The sequence below is a fragment of the Rhodopseudomonas sp. P2A-2r genome, from assembly GCF_026015985.1.
GTDB lineage: Bacteria > Pseudomonadota > Alphaproteobacteria > Rhizobiales > Xanthobacteraceae > Tardiphaga.
Window position 1 is genome coordinate 1,353,303 of sequence record NZ_CP110389.1, and the last position, 15,648, is coordinate 1,368,950.

The following is a 15,648-nucleotide window of genomic DNA, read 5'->3' on the forward strand; positions in this document are numbered from 1 at the left end:
GATCAATCGGCCTTTGGTCGCGGTCGGGACATGACGACGTTCGCCGGCGGAACAGGCCCGCGGCGCAGAGGGAACATGGAGCATGAGAACCGGGGGATCGAGAGAGGGAGATGTCACGACCTTGAGGTCGCGCAGCAATCCCGCTTTTGTGTGGTCATCGGAGTGAGTCCCGATTTATCCACATGCGCTGCAACTATCACATCAGGCGCAGGTCGTGAGTTCCCCGCTCCGCTTCGCGAAGCAATGCCTCGCGAAGCAGAGAGGTGAAAACCGTCGTTACTTCGGCAGTGTCGTGCTGCCCATCAGCTGCTGGTCGATGGCGCGTGCGCACAGGCGGCCTTCGCGGATCGCCCACACCACCAGCGACTGACCGCGGCGCATGTCGCCGGCGGAGAACACCTTCGGCAGCGAAGTCGCGAAGTCGGTGGTGGCGGCGCGGACATTGCCGCGCGGATCGAGGTCGACGCCAAGGGTCTTCAGCAGGCCCTCATGCACCGGATGGACGAAGCCCATGGCCAGCAGAACGAGATCGGCCTTGAGCACGAATTCGGTGCCCGGGATCGGCTTGAACTTGTCGTCGACCTGTACGCAGTTAAGCTGTTCGACCTTGCCGTCGGAGCCCGAGAAGGTCTGGGTCAGCACGGCGAATTCGCGCTTCGCGCCTTCGGCCTGGCTCGACGAGGTCCGCATCTTGAGCGGCCAATAGGGCCACGACAGGCCCTTGTTCTCGTGTTCCGGCGGCGCCGGCATGATCTCGAGCTGGGTCACCGATAGCGCGCCCTGGCGGAACGAGGTGCCGATACAGTCGGAGCCGGTGTCGCCGCCGCCGATGACGACGACATGCTTGCCGCCGGCGAGAATGTCGGAGACGGCGCCGAGCGGCTCGCTGGAGACGCGGCGGTTCTGCTGCGGCAGGAAATCCATCGCAAAGTGGATGCCCTTGAGGTCGCGGCCGGGGATCGGCAGGTCGCGCGCGGCCTCGGCGCCGCCTGTCAGCGCAACGGCGTCATGCTTCGCCAGCAATTCCTGCGGGTCGATCGCGTTGGGCGAGGTGCCGCCGACAGCGCGGCCGTAATGGAAGGTGACGCCTTCGGCCTGCATCTGTTCGACACGGCGGTCGATGACGTGCTTTTCCATCTTGAAGTCGGGAATGCCGTAGCGCATCAGGCCGCCGGCCTTGGCGAACTTCTCGTAGACATGGACGTCATGGCCGGCGCGCGCCAGCTGCTGGGCACAGGCCATGCCGGCCGGGCCGGCGCCGACCACCGCAACGGACTTGCCGGTCTTCACGGCGGCAATCTCCGGCTTCAGCCAGCCGTTATCCCATGCCTTGTCGACGATAGCGCATTCGATGGTCTTGATGGTCACCGGGTTGTCGTCGATGTTCAGCGTGCACGACGCCTCGCACGGCGCCGGGCAGATGCGCCCGGTGATCTCCGGGAAATTGTTGGTGGAGTGCAAGTTGCGGGAGGCCTCTTCCCAGTTGCCGTTGTAGACGAGGTCGTTCCAGTCCGGGATCTGGTTGTTGACCGGGCAGCCTGGCGTGCCGGGCTGAACCGAGCCGGTGCCGTGGCAATAGGGAATGCCGCAATTCATGCAGCGCGCCGCCTGGTCGCGGACGTCCTTCTCGTTCAGCGGAATGACGAACTCGCTGTAACCCTTGAGGCGTTCGGCGACCGGCGCATACTTGCGGTCGTGACGTTCGATTTCCAGAAAACCTGTGATCTTGCCCATGTAACCCAACGCCCCTGCAACTTGTCCCATCGTCATCCTGAGGAGCGAGCCCATTTGGGCGAGCCTCGAAGGATGAGTGTTCAACTTCCGTGTTCAACCATCCGTGTTCAACCATCCGTCGCCCTTCGAGGCCGTCGCTGCGCGACGGCCTCGAAGGGCGACGGGCTCTGTGTTACGCCCCGATCGCGAGCTTCGGTTCGGCGTCGGCGTTCTTCGCCTTCAGTTCCTTCAGCGCGCGGCGGTATTCCACCGGCATCACCTTGCGGAATTTCGGCAGCCAGGTCTTCCAGTCCTTGAGGATGGTCGCCGCCTTGACCGAACCCGCGAGCTTGGCGTGGCGCGAGATCAGCACGTGCAGCCGCTCGATGTCGGAGTCGAGCAGGTCGGCGAACACGTCAACCCGGCCGTGGGCCTCGAGATCGCCGGACTGGTGATAGGTGTTCTCGGCGATCATCTCTTCCGACAGCACCGGCTCCAGTTCGACCATGGCCATGTTGCACAGCTTGGGGAATTCGCCGTCCTCGTCGAGCACATAGGCGATGCCGCCGGACATGCCGGCCGCGAAGTTGCGTCCGGTCTTGCCGAGCACCACGACGATGCCGCCGGTCATGTATTCGCAGCAATGGTCGCCGGCGCCCTCGACAACCGCCACCGCACCGGAGTTGCGCACGGCGAAGCGTTCGCCGGCGACGCCGCGGAAGTAGCATTCGCCCTCGATCGCGCCGTACATCACGGTATTGCCGACGATGATGGACTCCTCAGGCACGATACCGGAATGCGCTGGCGGGCGCACGATGATGTGACCGCCGGACAGACCCTTGCCGACATAGTCGTTGCCTTCGCCTTCGAGATCGAAGGTGATGCCCTTGCACAGCCAGGCGCCGAACGCCTGGCCCGCGGTGCCCTTGAAGGCGACGTGGATGGTATCGTCGGGCAGGCCGGCATGGCCGTAGATCTTGGCCACCGTGCCGGACAGCATGGCGCCGGCCGAACGGTTGGTGTTGTTGATCTCGCTCTCGATCTTCACCGGCGCGCCGCGGTCGATTGCGGGCCCGGCCTGCGCAATCAGGGTACGATCGAGCACGCCTTCCAGGTGATGATCCTGGATTTCCGAATGATAGATCTTCTGGCCCGGCAGTTCCGGCTGGCGATGGAACAGCTTCGAGAAGTCGAGACCCTTGGCCTTCCAGTGCGACACCAGCTTCGACTGGTCGATCATCTGGGTCTGGCCGACCATCTCGTTGAAGTTGCGATAGCCGAGCTGGGCCATGATCTCGCGGACTTCCTCGGCGACGAAGAAGAAGTAGTTGATGACATGCTCGGGCTGGCCGGTGAAGCGCTTGCGCAGCACCGGGTCCTGGGTGGCGACGCCGACCGGGCAGGTGTTGAGATGGCACTTGCGCATCATGATGCAGCCGGCCGCAATCAAGGGTGCGGTGGCGAAGCCGAATTCGTCGGCGCCGAGCAGGGCGCCGATCACGACGTCACGCCCGGTGCGGAAGCCGCCATCGACCTGCACGACGATGCGGCTGCGCAGCCGCTCGCGCACCAGCGTCTGGTGGGTCTCGGCGAGGCCGATTTCCCACGGAGAACCTGCGTGCTTGATCGAGGTCAGCGGGCTTGCGCCGGTGCCGCCTTCGAAGCCGGCGATGGTGACGTGGTCGGCGCGCGCCTTGGCAACGCCCGCAGCCACCGTGCCGACGCCGATTTCCGACACCAGCTTGACCGAGACCTGGCCCGTCGGATTGACGTTCTTCAGGTCATAGATCAGCTGCGCGATGTCTTCGATCGAATAGATGTCGTGATGCGGCGGCGGCGAGATCAGGCCGACACCGGGCGTGGAGTGGCGGACCGCCGCGATGGTCGCGTCGACCTTGTGGCCGGGCAACTGGCCGCCTTCGCCGGGCTTGGCACCTTGCGCCATCTTGATCTGCATCATGTCGGAATTGACGAGATATTCCGTGGTGACGCCGAACCGGCCGGAGGCGACCTGCTTGATGGCCGAACGCATGGAGTCGCCGTTGGGCATCGGCTTGTAGCGGTCGGATTCCTCGCCACCCTCGCCGGTGTTCGACTTGCCGCCGATCCGGTTCATGGCGATGGCCAGCGTGGTGTGCGCCTCGCGCGAGATCGAGCCGTAGGACATCGCGCCGGTGGCGAAACGCTTGACGATCTCGGCGGCGGGCTCGACCTGGTCGAGCGGCACCGGCTTGCGCTTCTCGTCCTCGGCGGTCTTGATCTTGAACAGGCCGCGCAACGTCAGCAGCCGCTCCGACTGCTCGTTGAGGATCTTGGCGAACGCCCTGTAGCGCTCCAGCGAATTGCCGCGCACGGCATGCTGCAGCGTCGACACCGACTCCGCATTCCAGGCGTGGTCCTCGCCGCGGCTGCGATAGGCGTATTCGCCGCCGACATCGAGCGCGGTCTTGTAGATCTGGATATCGCCGAACGCTTCGGTGTGGCGGCGCACCGTCTCCTCGGCGATCTCGGCGAGGCCGACGCCTTCGATGCGGGTGTGGGTGCCGGCAAAGTACTTGGCGATGAACTCCGCCTTCAGGCCGACGGCGTCGAAGATCTGCGCGCCGCAATAGGACTGGTAGGTGGAGATGCCCATCTTCGACATCACCTTGAGCAGGCCCTTGCCGATCGACTTGATGTAGCGCTTGACGATCTCGTAGTCGTCGAGCGCCGTGGGCAGCTTGTCCTTCATGGCGATGATGGATTCGAACGCCAGATAGGGGTTGATCGCCTCGGCGCCATAGCCGGCGAGGCAGGCGAAGTGATGCACTTCGCGCGGCTCGCCGGATTCCACCACGAGGCCCACCGAGGTGCGCAGCCCGACGCGGATCAGATGGTGATGCACGGCGGCGCAGGCCAGCAGCGACGGGATCGGAATACGGTCCGAGCCGGCCATGCGGTCGCTGAGGATGATGATGTTGACGCCCTCGCGGACGGTGGCCTCGGCGCGGGCGCAGAGTTCATCCAGCACTTGCTCGAGTCCCGACGCGCCGAGGCCGGCATGGAAGGTGGTGTCGAGGGTGCGCGAGACGAAATGTGAATCCGCCACGTCGGTGATGGAGCGGATCTTCTCGAGATCACTGTCGGTGAGGATCGGCTGGCGCACTTCGAGGCGCTTGGTGCCGGCCGTGCCGCCCTTGAGATCGAACAGGTTCGGCCGCGGCCCGATGATCGAGACCAGGCTCATCACCAGCTCCTCGCGGATCGGATCGATCGGCGGGTTGGTGACCTGGGCGAAGTTCTGCTTGAAGTAGGTGAACAGCTGCTTCGGCTTGTCCGACAGCGCCGAGATCGGCGTGTCGTTGCCCATGGAGCCGGAGGCTTCCTCGCCGATGGAGGCCATCGGCGTCATCAGGATGCTGACGTCTTCCTGGGTGTAGCCGAAGGCCTGCTGGCGATCGAGCAGCGGCAGGTTTGAGCGCTGGCCCTTGGCCGGCGCGTCGGGCAGTTCCTCGAGCACGATCTGCGTGGCCTTCAGCCAAGACGCGTAGGGATGCATCGAGGCCAGCGACGCCTTGATCTCGTCATCCGGAATCAGGCGGCCCTGTTCGAGGTCGACCAGCAACATCTTGCCGGGCTGCAGCCGCCACTTGGTGACGATGTCCTCTTCCGGAATCTTCAGTACGCCCATTTCGGACGCCATCACGATGCGGTCGTCCTTGGTGACGAGATAGCGCGCCGGGCGCAGGCCGTTACGGTCGAGCGTGGCGCCGATCTGGCGGCCGTCGGTGAAGGCCAGCGCGGCAGGGCCGTCCCACGGCTCCATGATCGCGGCGTGGTATTCGTAGAAGGCGCGGCGCTGCTCATCCATCAGGGGATTGCCGGCCCAGGCTTCCGGAATCATCATCATCACGGCGTGCGGCAGCGAGTAGCCGCCCTGCACCAGGAATTCGAGACCGTTGTCGAAGCAGGCGGTGTCGGACTGTCCCTCATAGGATATCGGCCACAGACGGCTGATGTCCTTGCCGTACAGCTTGGAGTGGATCGAGGCCTGCCGCGCCGCCATCCAGTTGACGTTGCCGCGCAGCGTGTTGATCTCGCCGTTATGCGCGACCATGCGATAGGGATGCGCCAGCGACCAGGTCGGGAAGGTGTTGGTGGAGAAACGCTGATGCACCAGCGCCAACGCGCTCTCGAAATCCGCTTCGTGGAGGTCGGCATAGTAGCTGCCGAGCTGGTCGGCGAGGAACATGCCCTTGTAGATCACGGTGCGGCACGACAGGGAACACGGATAATAGCCGGCCAGGCCGCGCTCGCGGCGCTGATAGATCGCCTGCGAGATCGACTTGCGGAGGATGTAGAGGCGGCGTTCGAATTCATTCTCGTCGGCGATCGGCGCGGTGCCGCGGCCGATGAACACCTGCATGTTGGCGGGTTCGGTCGGCTTAACGCTTTCGCCCAGCGACGAGTTGTCGGTCGGCACCGGGCGCCAGCCCAGCAGGGTCAGGCCTTCGGCCTTGATCTGGTCGGCGATGATGCTCTTGATCACCGCCCGCCAGTTGGTCTCGCGCGGCATGAACAGCGCGCCCACGGCGTATTCGCCGGGCGCCGGCAATGTGAAGCCGAGTTCCGCGGTCTTGCGCGCGAAGAAGGCGTGCGGGATCTGCACCAGAATGCCGGCGCCATCGCCGAACCGCGGATCGGCGCCGGTGGCGCCGCGATGCTCGAGGTTGCAGAGAATGTTGATCGCGTCGGCCACGATCTGATGGGACTTCTTGCCCTTGATGTTGGCGATGAAGCCGACGCCGCAGGCGTCCTTTTCCCCGGCCGGATCGTACATGCCCTCGGCTGGCGGGCGCCAGGTATGCAGCTCGCGCGCGAATTCGGCGGGTTTCAACGCCAGGTCCGCCGACAGCGCATCGGTTACAATCGTCTCGCGCTCGTGGTTAGACCCGCTCATCTTCATCCTCTCAACCCCGTCAGGGGTTCTGCCGTCGTCGCGCACCTTGGCTGTTCGCGGCACCCACCGGGCCACCGCTCGCTCACCGCGAGCCGCTGTTTAAGAATTCAGGCGGTGGTGCCCATCGTCCCCGGCGGCCACCCCTACCTCGCAATTCAGGCGTCTAGGCGCCTGTTTGGCTGCAAACCCTGTGCCGGGTTCGCGTCCCCAAATTGAGACAGCTTTGCTGTCCTAACCCGGACCTTGCCAAATTTTATTCTATCACACAAGCGCGCGCGAGTCCTCTGTCGCATCGCAACCGGCGCCCGCAAAATGCACCCGCAGGCCGCGGATTTGATGCGGCGGTGCCGCGATCCGGCCCAAGCGTTGCCGGATTCAGCGGAGAGGTTGCGTGCCGGTCAGCCAGGCCTCGCAGGGCGAGCGGACCGCCGGGGAGCGTTGGGTCGGAAGACTGGCCGCACTCAGGCGCGGGGGCGACAAAGGAGCATTTGCGATGAAGCTGTATCTGGGATGGGTTGTGTCGGCGGGCGTGATGGTTACCGCTGCGGCGGCAAACGCGCAGGTCCTGGTTCCCTATCGGATCGGCGCCGCGCCAACTGTGGTGATCTCCGACGTTGATGGGCCCTATGCGGCGATTCCGCCGGAGATGGCGGTGCCACGCTACGGCCCGCCGGTGCTGCCGCCGCGGGAGATCTACGCCATCGCCCGTGAGAATGGTTTTGCGCCGCTTGGCGCACCGCAGCAGCGCGGGGTGGTCTACACGATCTCAGCGATCAATCGCGACGGTGAGGATGGTCGACTGGTGATCGACGCCCGCAACGGTCGGCTCGTCCGTTTCATGCCGGCCGATCGCTTGGGTGACCGGATGGGCGAGGAGACCGTCACCACCTACGGGCCGGTCGGCGCGCTGCCGCCGGCGCCAGATTATCGCCGGCCCCCGCGCCCCGCGGCGGTGCCGCGGCTCGCCAGCCGCACCCCTCGGTGCCGTTGCCCAAGGCGCCGCCACCGCGCGCCATGGCAACGCCCGCCAAGCCTGTGGCGAAGGTGCCCGCCGTGGCTGTGGCCCCCGAGGTCAAGCCTGCCGTGCCGACGGTCCAGCAGGCGGTGGTCGCGCCGAAACCGGATCCGGACAAGGTGCGGGTGATCCCGCTCGATGCCGCACACGCTGTCGATGCGCCGGCCGAAGCCAAGCCCGCCGCGCCTGCCATCGCGCCGACCGAGGCAATGCCGCCGGTGCAGGGGCTGGATTGATCTGACCGGCAGATGGCGCCAGTTTCTCTCCCTCGCGGGAGAAGTGCCGTGGGTGATGTCAGCGGCGTGCGCCACCCATGAAAAAGCGCCCCGGTTTCCCGGGGCGCTTCATATTCAATTGGGCTCTGTCGAACTATCCGCGTTCAGGCGGCCGCCTTCTCGGCGCTGCCGTCGACCACCTGCGGCGCGGCGACTGCCGTGCTGGTGGTGATGGGGATGTTGCGCGGCTTCTTGGCCTCCGGAATCTCGCGGACGAGGTCGACGTGGAGCAGGCCATTCTCAAGCGAGGCGTTCTTCACCTGGACGAAGTCGGCCAGCTGGAACGCGCGCTCGAAGGTGCGCGCCGCAATACCGCGGTACAGCACTTCGGACGTCGCCGGTGCATTCTGGTTCGCGGCTTTCTCGCCCTTGATCGTCAGCGTATTCTCCTTGGCGACGATGGAGAGCTCGTTCGGCGCAAAGCCGGATACCGCGACGCTGATGCGGTAGTCGTTCTCGCCGGTGCGCTCGATATTGTAGGGGGATAGCCGGGCGACCCATCGCTATTGGCCTGGTCGAGCAACGAGAAGAAGCGGTCGAAGCCGACGGTGGAACGATAAAACGGGGTCAGATCGTAGGTACGCATAATGAGTCCTCCATTGAGCGACTGTTGCAGTAACCCGCCCGCCATCGGGCCGGGCATTGTTTCGTGCAGCCTAGAGAGGCCTGCACGAAGGTGATATGGGAGGACCGGCGCGGCCTGCAAGAGGTCGCCAAAGATTCCTGTTTCCGGCCTTTCATCTCTTGAAATCCAGCGATTTTCACCTAACCGGTCCCGGTCATGACGCTCGTCTCGATCCCTGCCAACCCCGTCCCGGACGATGTCGTCTCAGGCACCATCAAGACCCCCGACGGCGCTGAACTACGGTTCGCGCGCTGGGCGCCGCCGGCGGGCCGCAGGGGCACGGTGTGCGTGTTCACGGGTCGCGGCGAGTCGATCGAGAAATATTTCGAGACAGTGCGCGACCTGCGCGACCGCGGCTTCGCGGTGGCGATGATAGACTGGCGCGGCCAGGGCCATTCGTCGCGGCGGCTGCGCGACTCCCGCAAGGGCTACGTCCGCGATTTCGCCGATTTCGAGATCGATGTGGAGACCTTCGTGCAGCAGATCGTGCTGCCGGATTGTCCGCCGCCGCATTTCGCGCTGGCGCATTCCATGGGTGGCGCGGTGATGCTGCGCATCGCTCATTCAGGCAAGCGCTGGTTCGACCGCATGGTGCTGTCGGCGCCGATGATCGACCTGCCCGGCCACAGCACCTCGCTGGCGGCCCGCACGCTGATCCGCGCGATGCGATGGACCGGGCAGGGCGGCAACTATGTGCCCGGCGGCAACGACGCGCTGACCGGTGCGACGCCGTTCGCAGGCAACAAGCTGACCAGCGATCCGGTGCGCTACGCCCGCAACGCCGCGATCCTCGAAGAGGATCCGATGCTGGGCCTGGGCTCGCCGACGGTGGCCTGGGCCGATGCGGCGTTCCGGACCATGCGGGCGTTTCGCGAGGCCAGCTATCCCACGCAGATCCGCCAGCCGATCCTGATGCTGGCGGCGGGCCAGGACCAGATCGTGTCGACGCCGGCCATCGAGGAATTCGCCTATCATCTGCGCGCCGGCTCGCATCTGGTCATCGCCGGCGCCCGCCACGAGATCCTGCAGGAGCAGGACCGCTATCGCGGCCAGTTCTGGGCGGCATTCGACGCGTTCGTGCCGGGCACGCCGTTGTTCAAGTAGAGAGACCGACGCCATGCTCGGCATTCATGACTTCTGGCTGTTCATCGTGGCGGGGCTGCTGCTCAACGTTACGCCGGGCCCTGACACGCTCTACATTGTCGGTCGCGGCGTGCAGATGGGGTGGCGCGGCGGCGCCGTCGCGGCGCTCGGCATCAGCGCCGGCTGCTTGGTGCATGTGTTCGCCGCGGCGGTCGGTCTGTCGGCGCTGCTGGCGGCGTCGTCCGCGGCCTTTACGGCGGTCAAGCTGATCGGCGCGGCCTATCTGCTGTATATCGGCGTCCGCATGCTGCTGACGCGGTCGCCTGCGCCGGCCGAGGCGCCCGACCTGCCGACGCTGTCGCTGCACCAGGTGTTCTGGCAGGGCGCGCTGACCAATGCGCTCAATCCCAAGGTGGCGCTGTTCTTCCTGGCTTTCCTGCCGCAATTCGTCGATGCGGCGTCGCCCGGCAAGGGATTGGCCTTCGTCGCGCTCGGCCTGGTCTTTATCTTCAACGGCACGCTGTGGAATCTCGGCATGGCGGCCTTTGCCGCCCGGGCCGCCGGACGGCTCCGTCGCTCCGACGGCGCGCTCAGGTGGATCAACCGCGTGCTCGGTGGCGTGTTCGTGGCTCTCGGAGTTCGCGTGGCGATGCTCGAGGCGCGTTAACCGGCGAGGACCGACCAGGTCGCGCTGCCAGCGAGATAAAGACCGAGCAGCAGCATGGCGATCAGGAACCAGCGGCGGAAGGCCTCGGGCTGCAGCCGGGTCCGCACCGCCTGGCCGATGAACATGCCGCTGAAGGCTGCGACCATGGCGACGATGCCGGGCAGGGCGGTGGAGGCGTTGAGCAAGCCGGCACTGGTCAGGTTGAACGCCTGCGACAGGGTGGCGACGGTGAAGAAGACCCCGAGCGCCTGCACCAGTTCGTCCTTCTCCATGCCGATCGACTGCATGAAGGGCATGGACGGGATCACCTGGACGCCGGTGGCCGCTGCCACCACGCCGGTGAGGAGCCCGACGATGCCGCCAATCCAGCGTTCATTGGCCGGTTCGACGCTGAAGCTGAATTTCACCAGGCTGATCAGCGCATAGATCACCAGCAGGAAGCCGAGAACGATCGCGCCATACCGCGCATAGGGGCCGGTCATCAGGCCGCCACAGCTCCAGATACCAAATGCCGTGCCGACCATCAGCGGCCATAGCCGGCGGATGATGTCGCGCAGATAGGGGCCGACGAAGGTCTGCCAGATATTGGTGACGATGGCCGGCAGGATGACGATCGTCAGCGCTTGCACCGGCGTCATGGCGACGGCGAGCAGGCCCATCGACACGGTGGGCAGGCCGAGGCCTATGACACCCTTGACGAAGCCGGCAAGCGCAAAGACGGCGGCGATGAGAACGATCAGCGAATCCGGCATGACGTGACATTGAACGATCGGCGCCGCGCGTCAATCACTGCCGGGTGCCTTATGGCGTTCGGGCGGCATGTTCCTGCAGCGTCTGGTAGCACTCGCACGACACGCGCTCCAGCGCGGTCCGGTCGACGATCTTGATCACGCCGCGGGAGTAGGTGATCATGCCGGCGGCCTGCAGCTTGCCGGCGACTTCGGTGACCGAGGTGCGGCGCACGCCGAGCATTTCGGCCATCAGTTCCTGGGTCAGGCTGACTGTGCCGTTCTCCGCACGATCGGCGGACTGCAGCAGCCAGCGGGCGAAGCGTTCCTCGACCGGATGCAGCGCATTGCACGCGGCGGTAACCCGCGCCTGCGTCAACAACACCTCATTGTACTGGATGCACATGTTGCGTAGCGGCTCCGAGCCGGACACCGCCTTGCGGAATTGGGCCGATGAAATTCTGGTTGCTGTGACCGTTAATTGCACGACGCAGCGAACCATCGAGCGATACAGGCCGAGCCCGGCCATGGCGCCGACCACGCCTTCGCGGCCGACGGTCGCCGTCTCGATGGCTTTGCCGTCGCGCATCACGGCCAAAAGCGAGAGCATCCCGCTGTGAGGGAAATATACCTGATCAGCCTCCTCGCCGGCTTCGAGCAGGATCTGGTTCTGCGGATAGGAGACTGTCGTGAGGTGCGGCGCGAGTAAGTTGAAATGCTCACGCGGCAAAGCGGCAAGAAGTTTGTTTTGCATAGGATCGTTGTTAGGCAAAGCGACTATCCGCCCGATCGGTCGGGCCGCGTTGCCGCAGGGGATGAAAACAGCGCTCCGAGAGGGCCTTCCGCGAGAACCTAGTGATATAGGAATTGCAAGAGTGCTTTGTCGGTCCGGAACCGGGCTTAGCGGTTTCGTAGCTGACCGGTGGGGAAAGCCTGCAAATGGTTGAGCGGCAGCGACTCGGACTGAAAAACGTCCGGCCATGCGAATTATTTTTTGTCCGCGACCGGACGAAAACAGCATTTTTTGCGGGAATTGCTGCATTTGCATCGTTTGTCGATGCGGGGCGTTGATTGTCGCACGCTTTCGCGAACGAAAGGCAGCGTCGAATTTTGTCGGCCGTCGGCGGCTACCCGGCCTGCTGCAGGGTGATGCGACGGCCGGGCTGCGGGCAATGGCATTCAGCCCGATCGCGAGAGCACGGGCTCGCCCCTTGCCGTCTCTCTCTCTCTCTCTCTCAATCGGAAGGCGGGAGACGGTCGGCCCACGGGGGGGCGTTGCGCAGTTCTGCCGCCAGAGATTTTAAACCTAGAACGTCGACTGCGAGAGCTTGGAGGAAGGCGTTCGCAACCGCCGGTGCGCGAGGTTAGCGGTTGAGCAGCTTCAGCGCCGCTTCGTGCACGCGCGGGTCGCCGGCAGCGACAATGCGACCGCCGCTCTGGGCCGGCTGGCCCTCCCAGTTGGTGATGACGCCGCCAGCGCCGGTCACGATCGGGATCAGCGCGGCGATATCGTAGGGCTTCAATTCGGTCTCGATGACGATGTCGAGATGGCCGGCGGCCAGCATGCAGTAGGAGTAGCAGTCGCCGCCGTAGCGCGTCAGCCTGACCTCGCTCTCCACGCGGTGAAAGGCCTCGCGGTCGGCGGTGTTCATCAGCAGTGGGCTGGTGGTGAACGAGGCGGCCTCCTGCAGCGAGGCGCAGCGCCGCACCGCCAGCTTGCGATTGCCGGTCGGCCCCTGGTAGCGCGCCGAACCGCTGTCGCCGCTGAAGCGCTCGCCGATATAGGGCTGGTGCATCATTCCGAATACCGGCGTGCCCCGGTGCAGCAGCGCGATCAGCGTGCCCCAGATCGGAAATCCGGAGATGAACGATTTGGTGCCGTCGATCGGATCGAGCACCCAGACATATTCGGCGTCTTCGCGCTCACTGCCAAATTCCTCGCCGACAATTCCGTGTTGAGGAAAGTTCTGCTTGATCAGCCGGCGCATCACGGCTTCCGCCGCGCGATCGGCCTCGGTCACCGGGTCGAAGTCCAGGCTGCTGCCCTTGTTATCGATGCTGAGCGAGGTGCGGAAGAACGGCAGGATGGTTTCGCCGGAAGCGGTCGCGAGGCGGCCGATGAAGGCTGTGAAGTCGATAACCGTCACGGGGGCATCCTTTGCGGCGCTCGGGCATGAGCTCGTCGCCTCCTATACAGGGCGATCTCTTTGACTGCATCTCTCCATCGCCGATTCGTGAAGGATTATCCTGTCAGCGGAGTGCTGAATCGCATTGAGATTTCGATAAGTGGGGTGGCCGATGCCGATCACGAAATCGGGATTGAAGTGAATATTAATTCATTACAACGATTGGTCAAAAGGGCTGACGTTTATATAACCTATTGATATATATTAGGAGTTTTGTGAATTGTAGCCATTTTCTTGGGGCCACCCATGCAAAAAGCGCATGCAAAACCCAGCAAAAACTCTTGCTCTTTGTGCGCCGCGGCCGCATATTGTTGCGGTGCGGTAACGCCTCGCGTTATCGCTGCCCTCCTTGGGCGTTTCCTCCCTAGACTTGGGCCGCTTGCCAACGCAAGCGGCCCTTTTTCTTTGAGCACATGGAGCCGTCGTGTCGAGTGATCGATGGACGGCGCCCGGGCCTCGTCTAGCTTCGTCTTCTCACCCCGACAGCCTCGGGTGACACTGACGAATGGGAGGGCCTCGGGAGGTCGCCGTGCTGGCTGAGAACCTGCATCGACTGGCCGAGAGTCCGGCCGCCTTACTTCAGCGACCCGTTGATATCGCTGAACTTGGTGTTGATATTGGTGCCGAGGCCATTCACGACCGCGATGATGGCCAATGAAATTCCGGCGGCGATCAGTCCGTATTCGATTGCCGTTGCGCCCGATTCGTCGGACCAAAAAGCCTTCAGTTTCCGTCTCATGCTACCTCCTGTGCATTGCGCGGTGGGTATGTACCGCAGGCACAAATCTGGATGGGGGAACCTAAGGTTGAGTAAACGGGTTGTGTAAAATTATGCCGGCACATTGCCGCACCCAGGCACCGGCGCGAAACGCCGCCGATGCCTATTCGGCCGCAGCCTGGAACGGGCCGAGCTCGCTCAGCGGGATACCGGCAAGCGCCTCGGCGAGAACCGTAAAGTGTCCGGCGATCTCGGCGAATCGTTCGGTGCGCTCGCGGCGGCGTTCATCCATGTAGATGGCCCGGTTGAGCTCGATCTGGATCGCGTGCAACCCACTGGCGGGATTGCCGTAATGCTCGGTGATGAAGCCTCCGGCATAGGGCTTGTTGCGGCCCAGCGCGTAGCCGAGGCCGCTGAAGGTGTCGCCGACCACGTCGACGAGAACGCTGGCGCAACTGGTGCCGTAGCGGTCGCCGATCACCACATCGGGCCGTCGCGGCTCGTCGCGGGAAATGCCGATCGACGGCATCGAATGACAATCCACCACGATGGCTGCGCCAAAGGTCTGGTGCGCCTTGTTGATCAGCCGGCGCAACGCTCGGTGGTAGGGCTTGTACAGCGTCTCGATGCGGCTGAGGGCGTCGTCGACGTTGATGCGCTCGCGATAAATCTCCTGGCCGTCGCCGACCACCCGCGGAATGGTCCCGAGGCCGCCCGCCACCCGCATCGAGCGGGTATTGGCGAAGCTCGGCAGCCTTCCCGTGAACATCCGCGGATCGAGTTCGTAGGGCTCGCGGTTGACGTCGACATAGGAGCGCGGGAAATGCACCCGAACCACCGGAAAACCGCGATCGCTGAGTCCGGCAATCAATTCGTCCATGAACGAATCTTCGGAGCGGCGCAGCGCCACCACGTCGATGCGCGACGCGGTCAGAAACTCGTGCGGGTAGACCGAGCCGGAGTGCGGGGAATTGAAGATGATCGGCGCGCGCCAGGTGGCGGGCTCCACGATCTCGAAGGGAGGGGACAACTCACCATCAAACTGGGTCATATGCAGGCGCCGTCCCTTGGACTTCTCTGTCGATGCGAGGATTTTGCCAAACCCGGTATTTTACGGGGATCATTGTCGGCAACCCCGGTCGATCTGGCAATTGAAAAGCATCGTCGCGGCCAGGCGATCCGAAATCTCCGGTTTTGTTGATTCGCGTCGTATTCCGGCCGAATGATAGTGAGCTTCGTCCGCATGCTCGCCTCGCCTTCACCCGAAATTTACCAGACGGGGGCTTAGTGGGCGGAGTGATCCTCTTACCTGGGTTCGACGTTTAACAGCCATGCATAAGATCCTCCTTGCCGAAGATGACAACGACATGCGCCGTTTCCTGGTAAAGGCGCTGGAAAACGCCGGTTTCCAGGTCTCGTCCCATGACAACGGGCTTTCAGCCTATCAGAGGCTGCGCGAGGAGCCGTTTGAAATGCTTCTAACGGATATTGTGATGCCGGAGATGGACGGAATCGAGCTGGCACGCCGCGCCAGCGAACTCGACCCCGATATCAAGATCATGTTCATCACCGGCTTCGCCGCCGTTGCACTGAATTCGGATTCGGAAGCGCCGAAAAATGCCAAGGTATTGGCCAAGCCGGTTCATCTGCGCGAATTGGTGAGCGAAGTGAACAAGATGCTGGCGGCCTGAGGCCTCGG

At 64.2% G+C, this 15,648-nt stretch carries 11 protein-coding genes and 1 pseudogene; 4 read left to right on the plus strand and 8 right to left on the minus strand.

Annotation, left to right across the window (positions count from 1 at the left end):
* Window positions 1-276: 276 nt before the first annotated feature.
* Both ONR75_RS06520 and gltB read right to left on the minus strand, forming a co-directional pair.
* Window positions 277-1,734 (minus strand): glutamate synthase subunit beta, encoded by a 1,458-nt coding sequence (locus ONR75_RS06520; RefSeq protein WP_265083560.1) that lies wholly within the window; start codon window positions 1,732-1,734, stop codon window positions 277-279.
* Between the two features lie 172 nt (window positions 1,735-1,906).
* Entirely contained in the window at window positions 1,907-6,652 is a 4,746-nt protein-coding gene (gene gltB, locus ONR75_RS06525; protein WP_265081887.1) for a glutamate synthase large subunit, read from the minus strand.
* Between the two features lie 981 nt (window positions 6,653-7,633).
* Here gltB and ONR75_RS32375 point away from each other — a divergent pair.
* On the plus strand, window positions 7,634-7,903 hold the full coding sequence (locus ONR75_RS32375; protein WP_320109703.1) for a hypothetical protein: 270 nt from the start codon (window positions 7,634-7,636) through the stop codon (window positions 7,901-7,903).
* Between the two features lie 143 nt (window positions 7,904-8,046).
* On the opposite strand, the pseudogene ONR75_RS06535 reads toward ONR75_RS32375, so the two are convergent.
* Window positions 8,047-8,528: pseudogene (locus tag ONR75_RS06535) on the minus strand (Hsp20 family protein).
* A gap of 195 nt (window positions 8,529-8,723) precedes the next feature.
* Between ONR75_RS06535 and ONR75_RS06540 the strand changes: the two are divergent.
* Window positions 8,724-9,671 (plus strand): alpha/beta fold hydrolase, encoded by a 948-nt coding sequence (locus ONR75_RS06540; protein ID WP_265081888.1) that lies wholly within the window; start codon window positions 8,724-8,726, stop codon window positions 9,669-9,671.
* Window positions 9,672-9,684: 13 nt separating this feature from the next.
* Window positions 9,685-10,317 (plus strand): LysE family translocator, encoded by a 633-nt coding sequence (locus ONR75_RS06545; RefSeq protein ID WP_265081889.1) that lies wholly within the window; start codon window positions 9,685-9,687, stop codon window positions 10,315-10,317.
* Here ONR75_RS06545 and ONR75_RS06550 read toward each other — a convergent pair.
* The 5 genes from ONR75_RS06550 to ONR75_RS06570 all read right to left on the minus strand — a co-directional run bounded on the left by ONR75_RS06550 (window position 10,314) and on the right by ONR75_RS06570 (window position 15,000).
* Window positions 10,314-11,069: a sulfite exporter TauE/SafE family protein gene (locus ONR75_RS06550; protein ID WP_265081890.1), complete on the minus strand. Its 756-nt coding sequence runs from the start codon at window positions 11,067-11,069 to the stop codon at window positions 10,314-10,316. The two genes, ONR75_RS06545 and ONR75_RS06550, sit on opposite strands and share 4 nt — an antisense overlap.
* Window positions 11,070-11,118: 49 nt before the next feature.
* Window positions 11,119-11,799 carry a Crp/Fnr family transcriptional regulator gene (locus ONR75_RS06555; protein WP_265081891.1) on the minus strand — a complete coding sequence of 227 codons (681 nt, stop codon included), beginning with the start codon at window positions 11,797-11,799 and terminating at the stop codon, window positions 11,119-11,121.
* Window positions 11,800-12,409: 610 nt separating this feature from the next.
* Window positions 12,410-13,192: a histidinol-phosphatase gene (hisN, locus tag ONR75_RS06560; protein ID WP_265081892.1), complete on the minus strand. Its 783-nt coding sequence runs from the start codon at window positions 13,190-13,192 to the stop codon at window positions 12,410-12,412.
* 613 nt (window positions 13,193-13,805) lie between these two features.
* Window positions 13,806-13,970, minus strand: a complete 165-nt coding sequence (locus tag ONR75_RS06565; RefSeq protein WP_265081893.1) for a Flp family type IVb pilin — start codon at window positions 13,968-13,970, stop codon at window positions 13,806-13,808.
* Between the two features lie 142 nt (window positions 13,971-14,112).
* Window positions 14,113-15,000 carry an N-formylglutamate amidohydrolase gene (locus ONR75_RS06570; RefSeq protein ID WP_265081894.1) on the minus strand — a complete coding sequence of 296 codons (888 nt, stop codon included), beginning with the start codon at window positions 14,998-15,000 and terminating at the stop codon, window positions 14,113-14,115.
* A 280-nt stretch (window positions 15,001-15,280) separates the two neighbouring features.
* Between ONR75_RS06570 and cpdR the strand changes: the two genes are divergently transcribed.
* Window positions 15,281-15,640, plus strand: a complete 360-nt coding sequence (cpdR, locus tag ONR75_RS06575; protein WP_138833499.1) for a cell cycle two-component system response regulator CpdR — start codon at window positions 15,281-15,283, stop codon at window positions 15,638-15,640.
* Window positions 15,641-15,648 lie beyond the last annotated feature (8 nt).

Excerpts from the sequence above, each read along its gene's own strand:
- ONR75_RS06520 (WP_265083560.1), bottom strand. The coding sequence starts at position 1,734 with ATGGGCAAGATCACAGGTTTTCTGGAAATCGAACGTCACGACCGCAAG.
- gltB (WP_265081887.1), bottom strand. The coding sequence starts at position 6,652 with ATGAGCGGGTCTAACCACGAGCGCGAGACGATTGTAACCGATGCGCTG.
- ONR75_RS06540 (WP_265081888.1), top strand. The coding sequence starts at position 8,724 with ATGACGCTCGTCTCGATCCCTGCCAACCCCGTCCCGGACGATGTCGTC.
- ONR75_RS06545 (WP_265081889.1), top strand. The coding sequence starts at position 9,685 with ATGCTCGGCATTCATGACTTCTGGCTGTTCATCGTGGCGGGGCTGCTG.
- ONR75_RS06550 (WP_265081890.1), bottom strand. The coding sequence starts at position 11,069 with ATGCCGGATTCGCTGATCGTTCTCATCGCCGCCGTCTTTGCGCTTGCC.
- ONR75_RS06555 (WP_265081891.1), bottom strand. The coding sequence starts at position 11,799 with ATGCAAAACAAACTTCTTGCCGCTTTGCCGCGTGAGCATTTCAACTTA.
- ONR75_RS06565 (WP_265081893.1), bottom strand. The coding sequence starts at position 13,970 with ATGAGACGGAAACTGAAGGCTTTTTGGTCCGACGAATCGGGCGCAACG.
- ONR75_RS06570 (WP_265081894.1), bottom strand. The coding sequence starts at position 15,000 with ATGACCCAGTTTGATGGTGAGTTGTCCCCTCCCTTCGAGATCGTGGAG.
- cpdR (WP_138833499.1), top strand. The coding sequence starts at position 15,281 with ATGCATAAGATCCTCCTTGCCGAAGATGACAACGACATGCGCCGTTTC.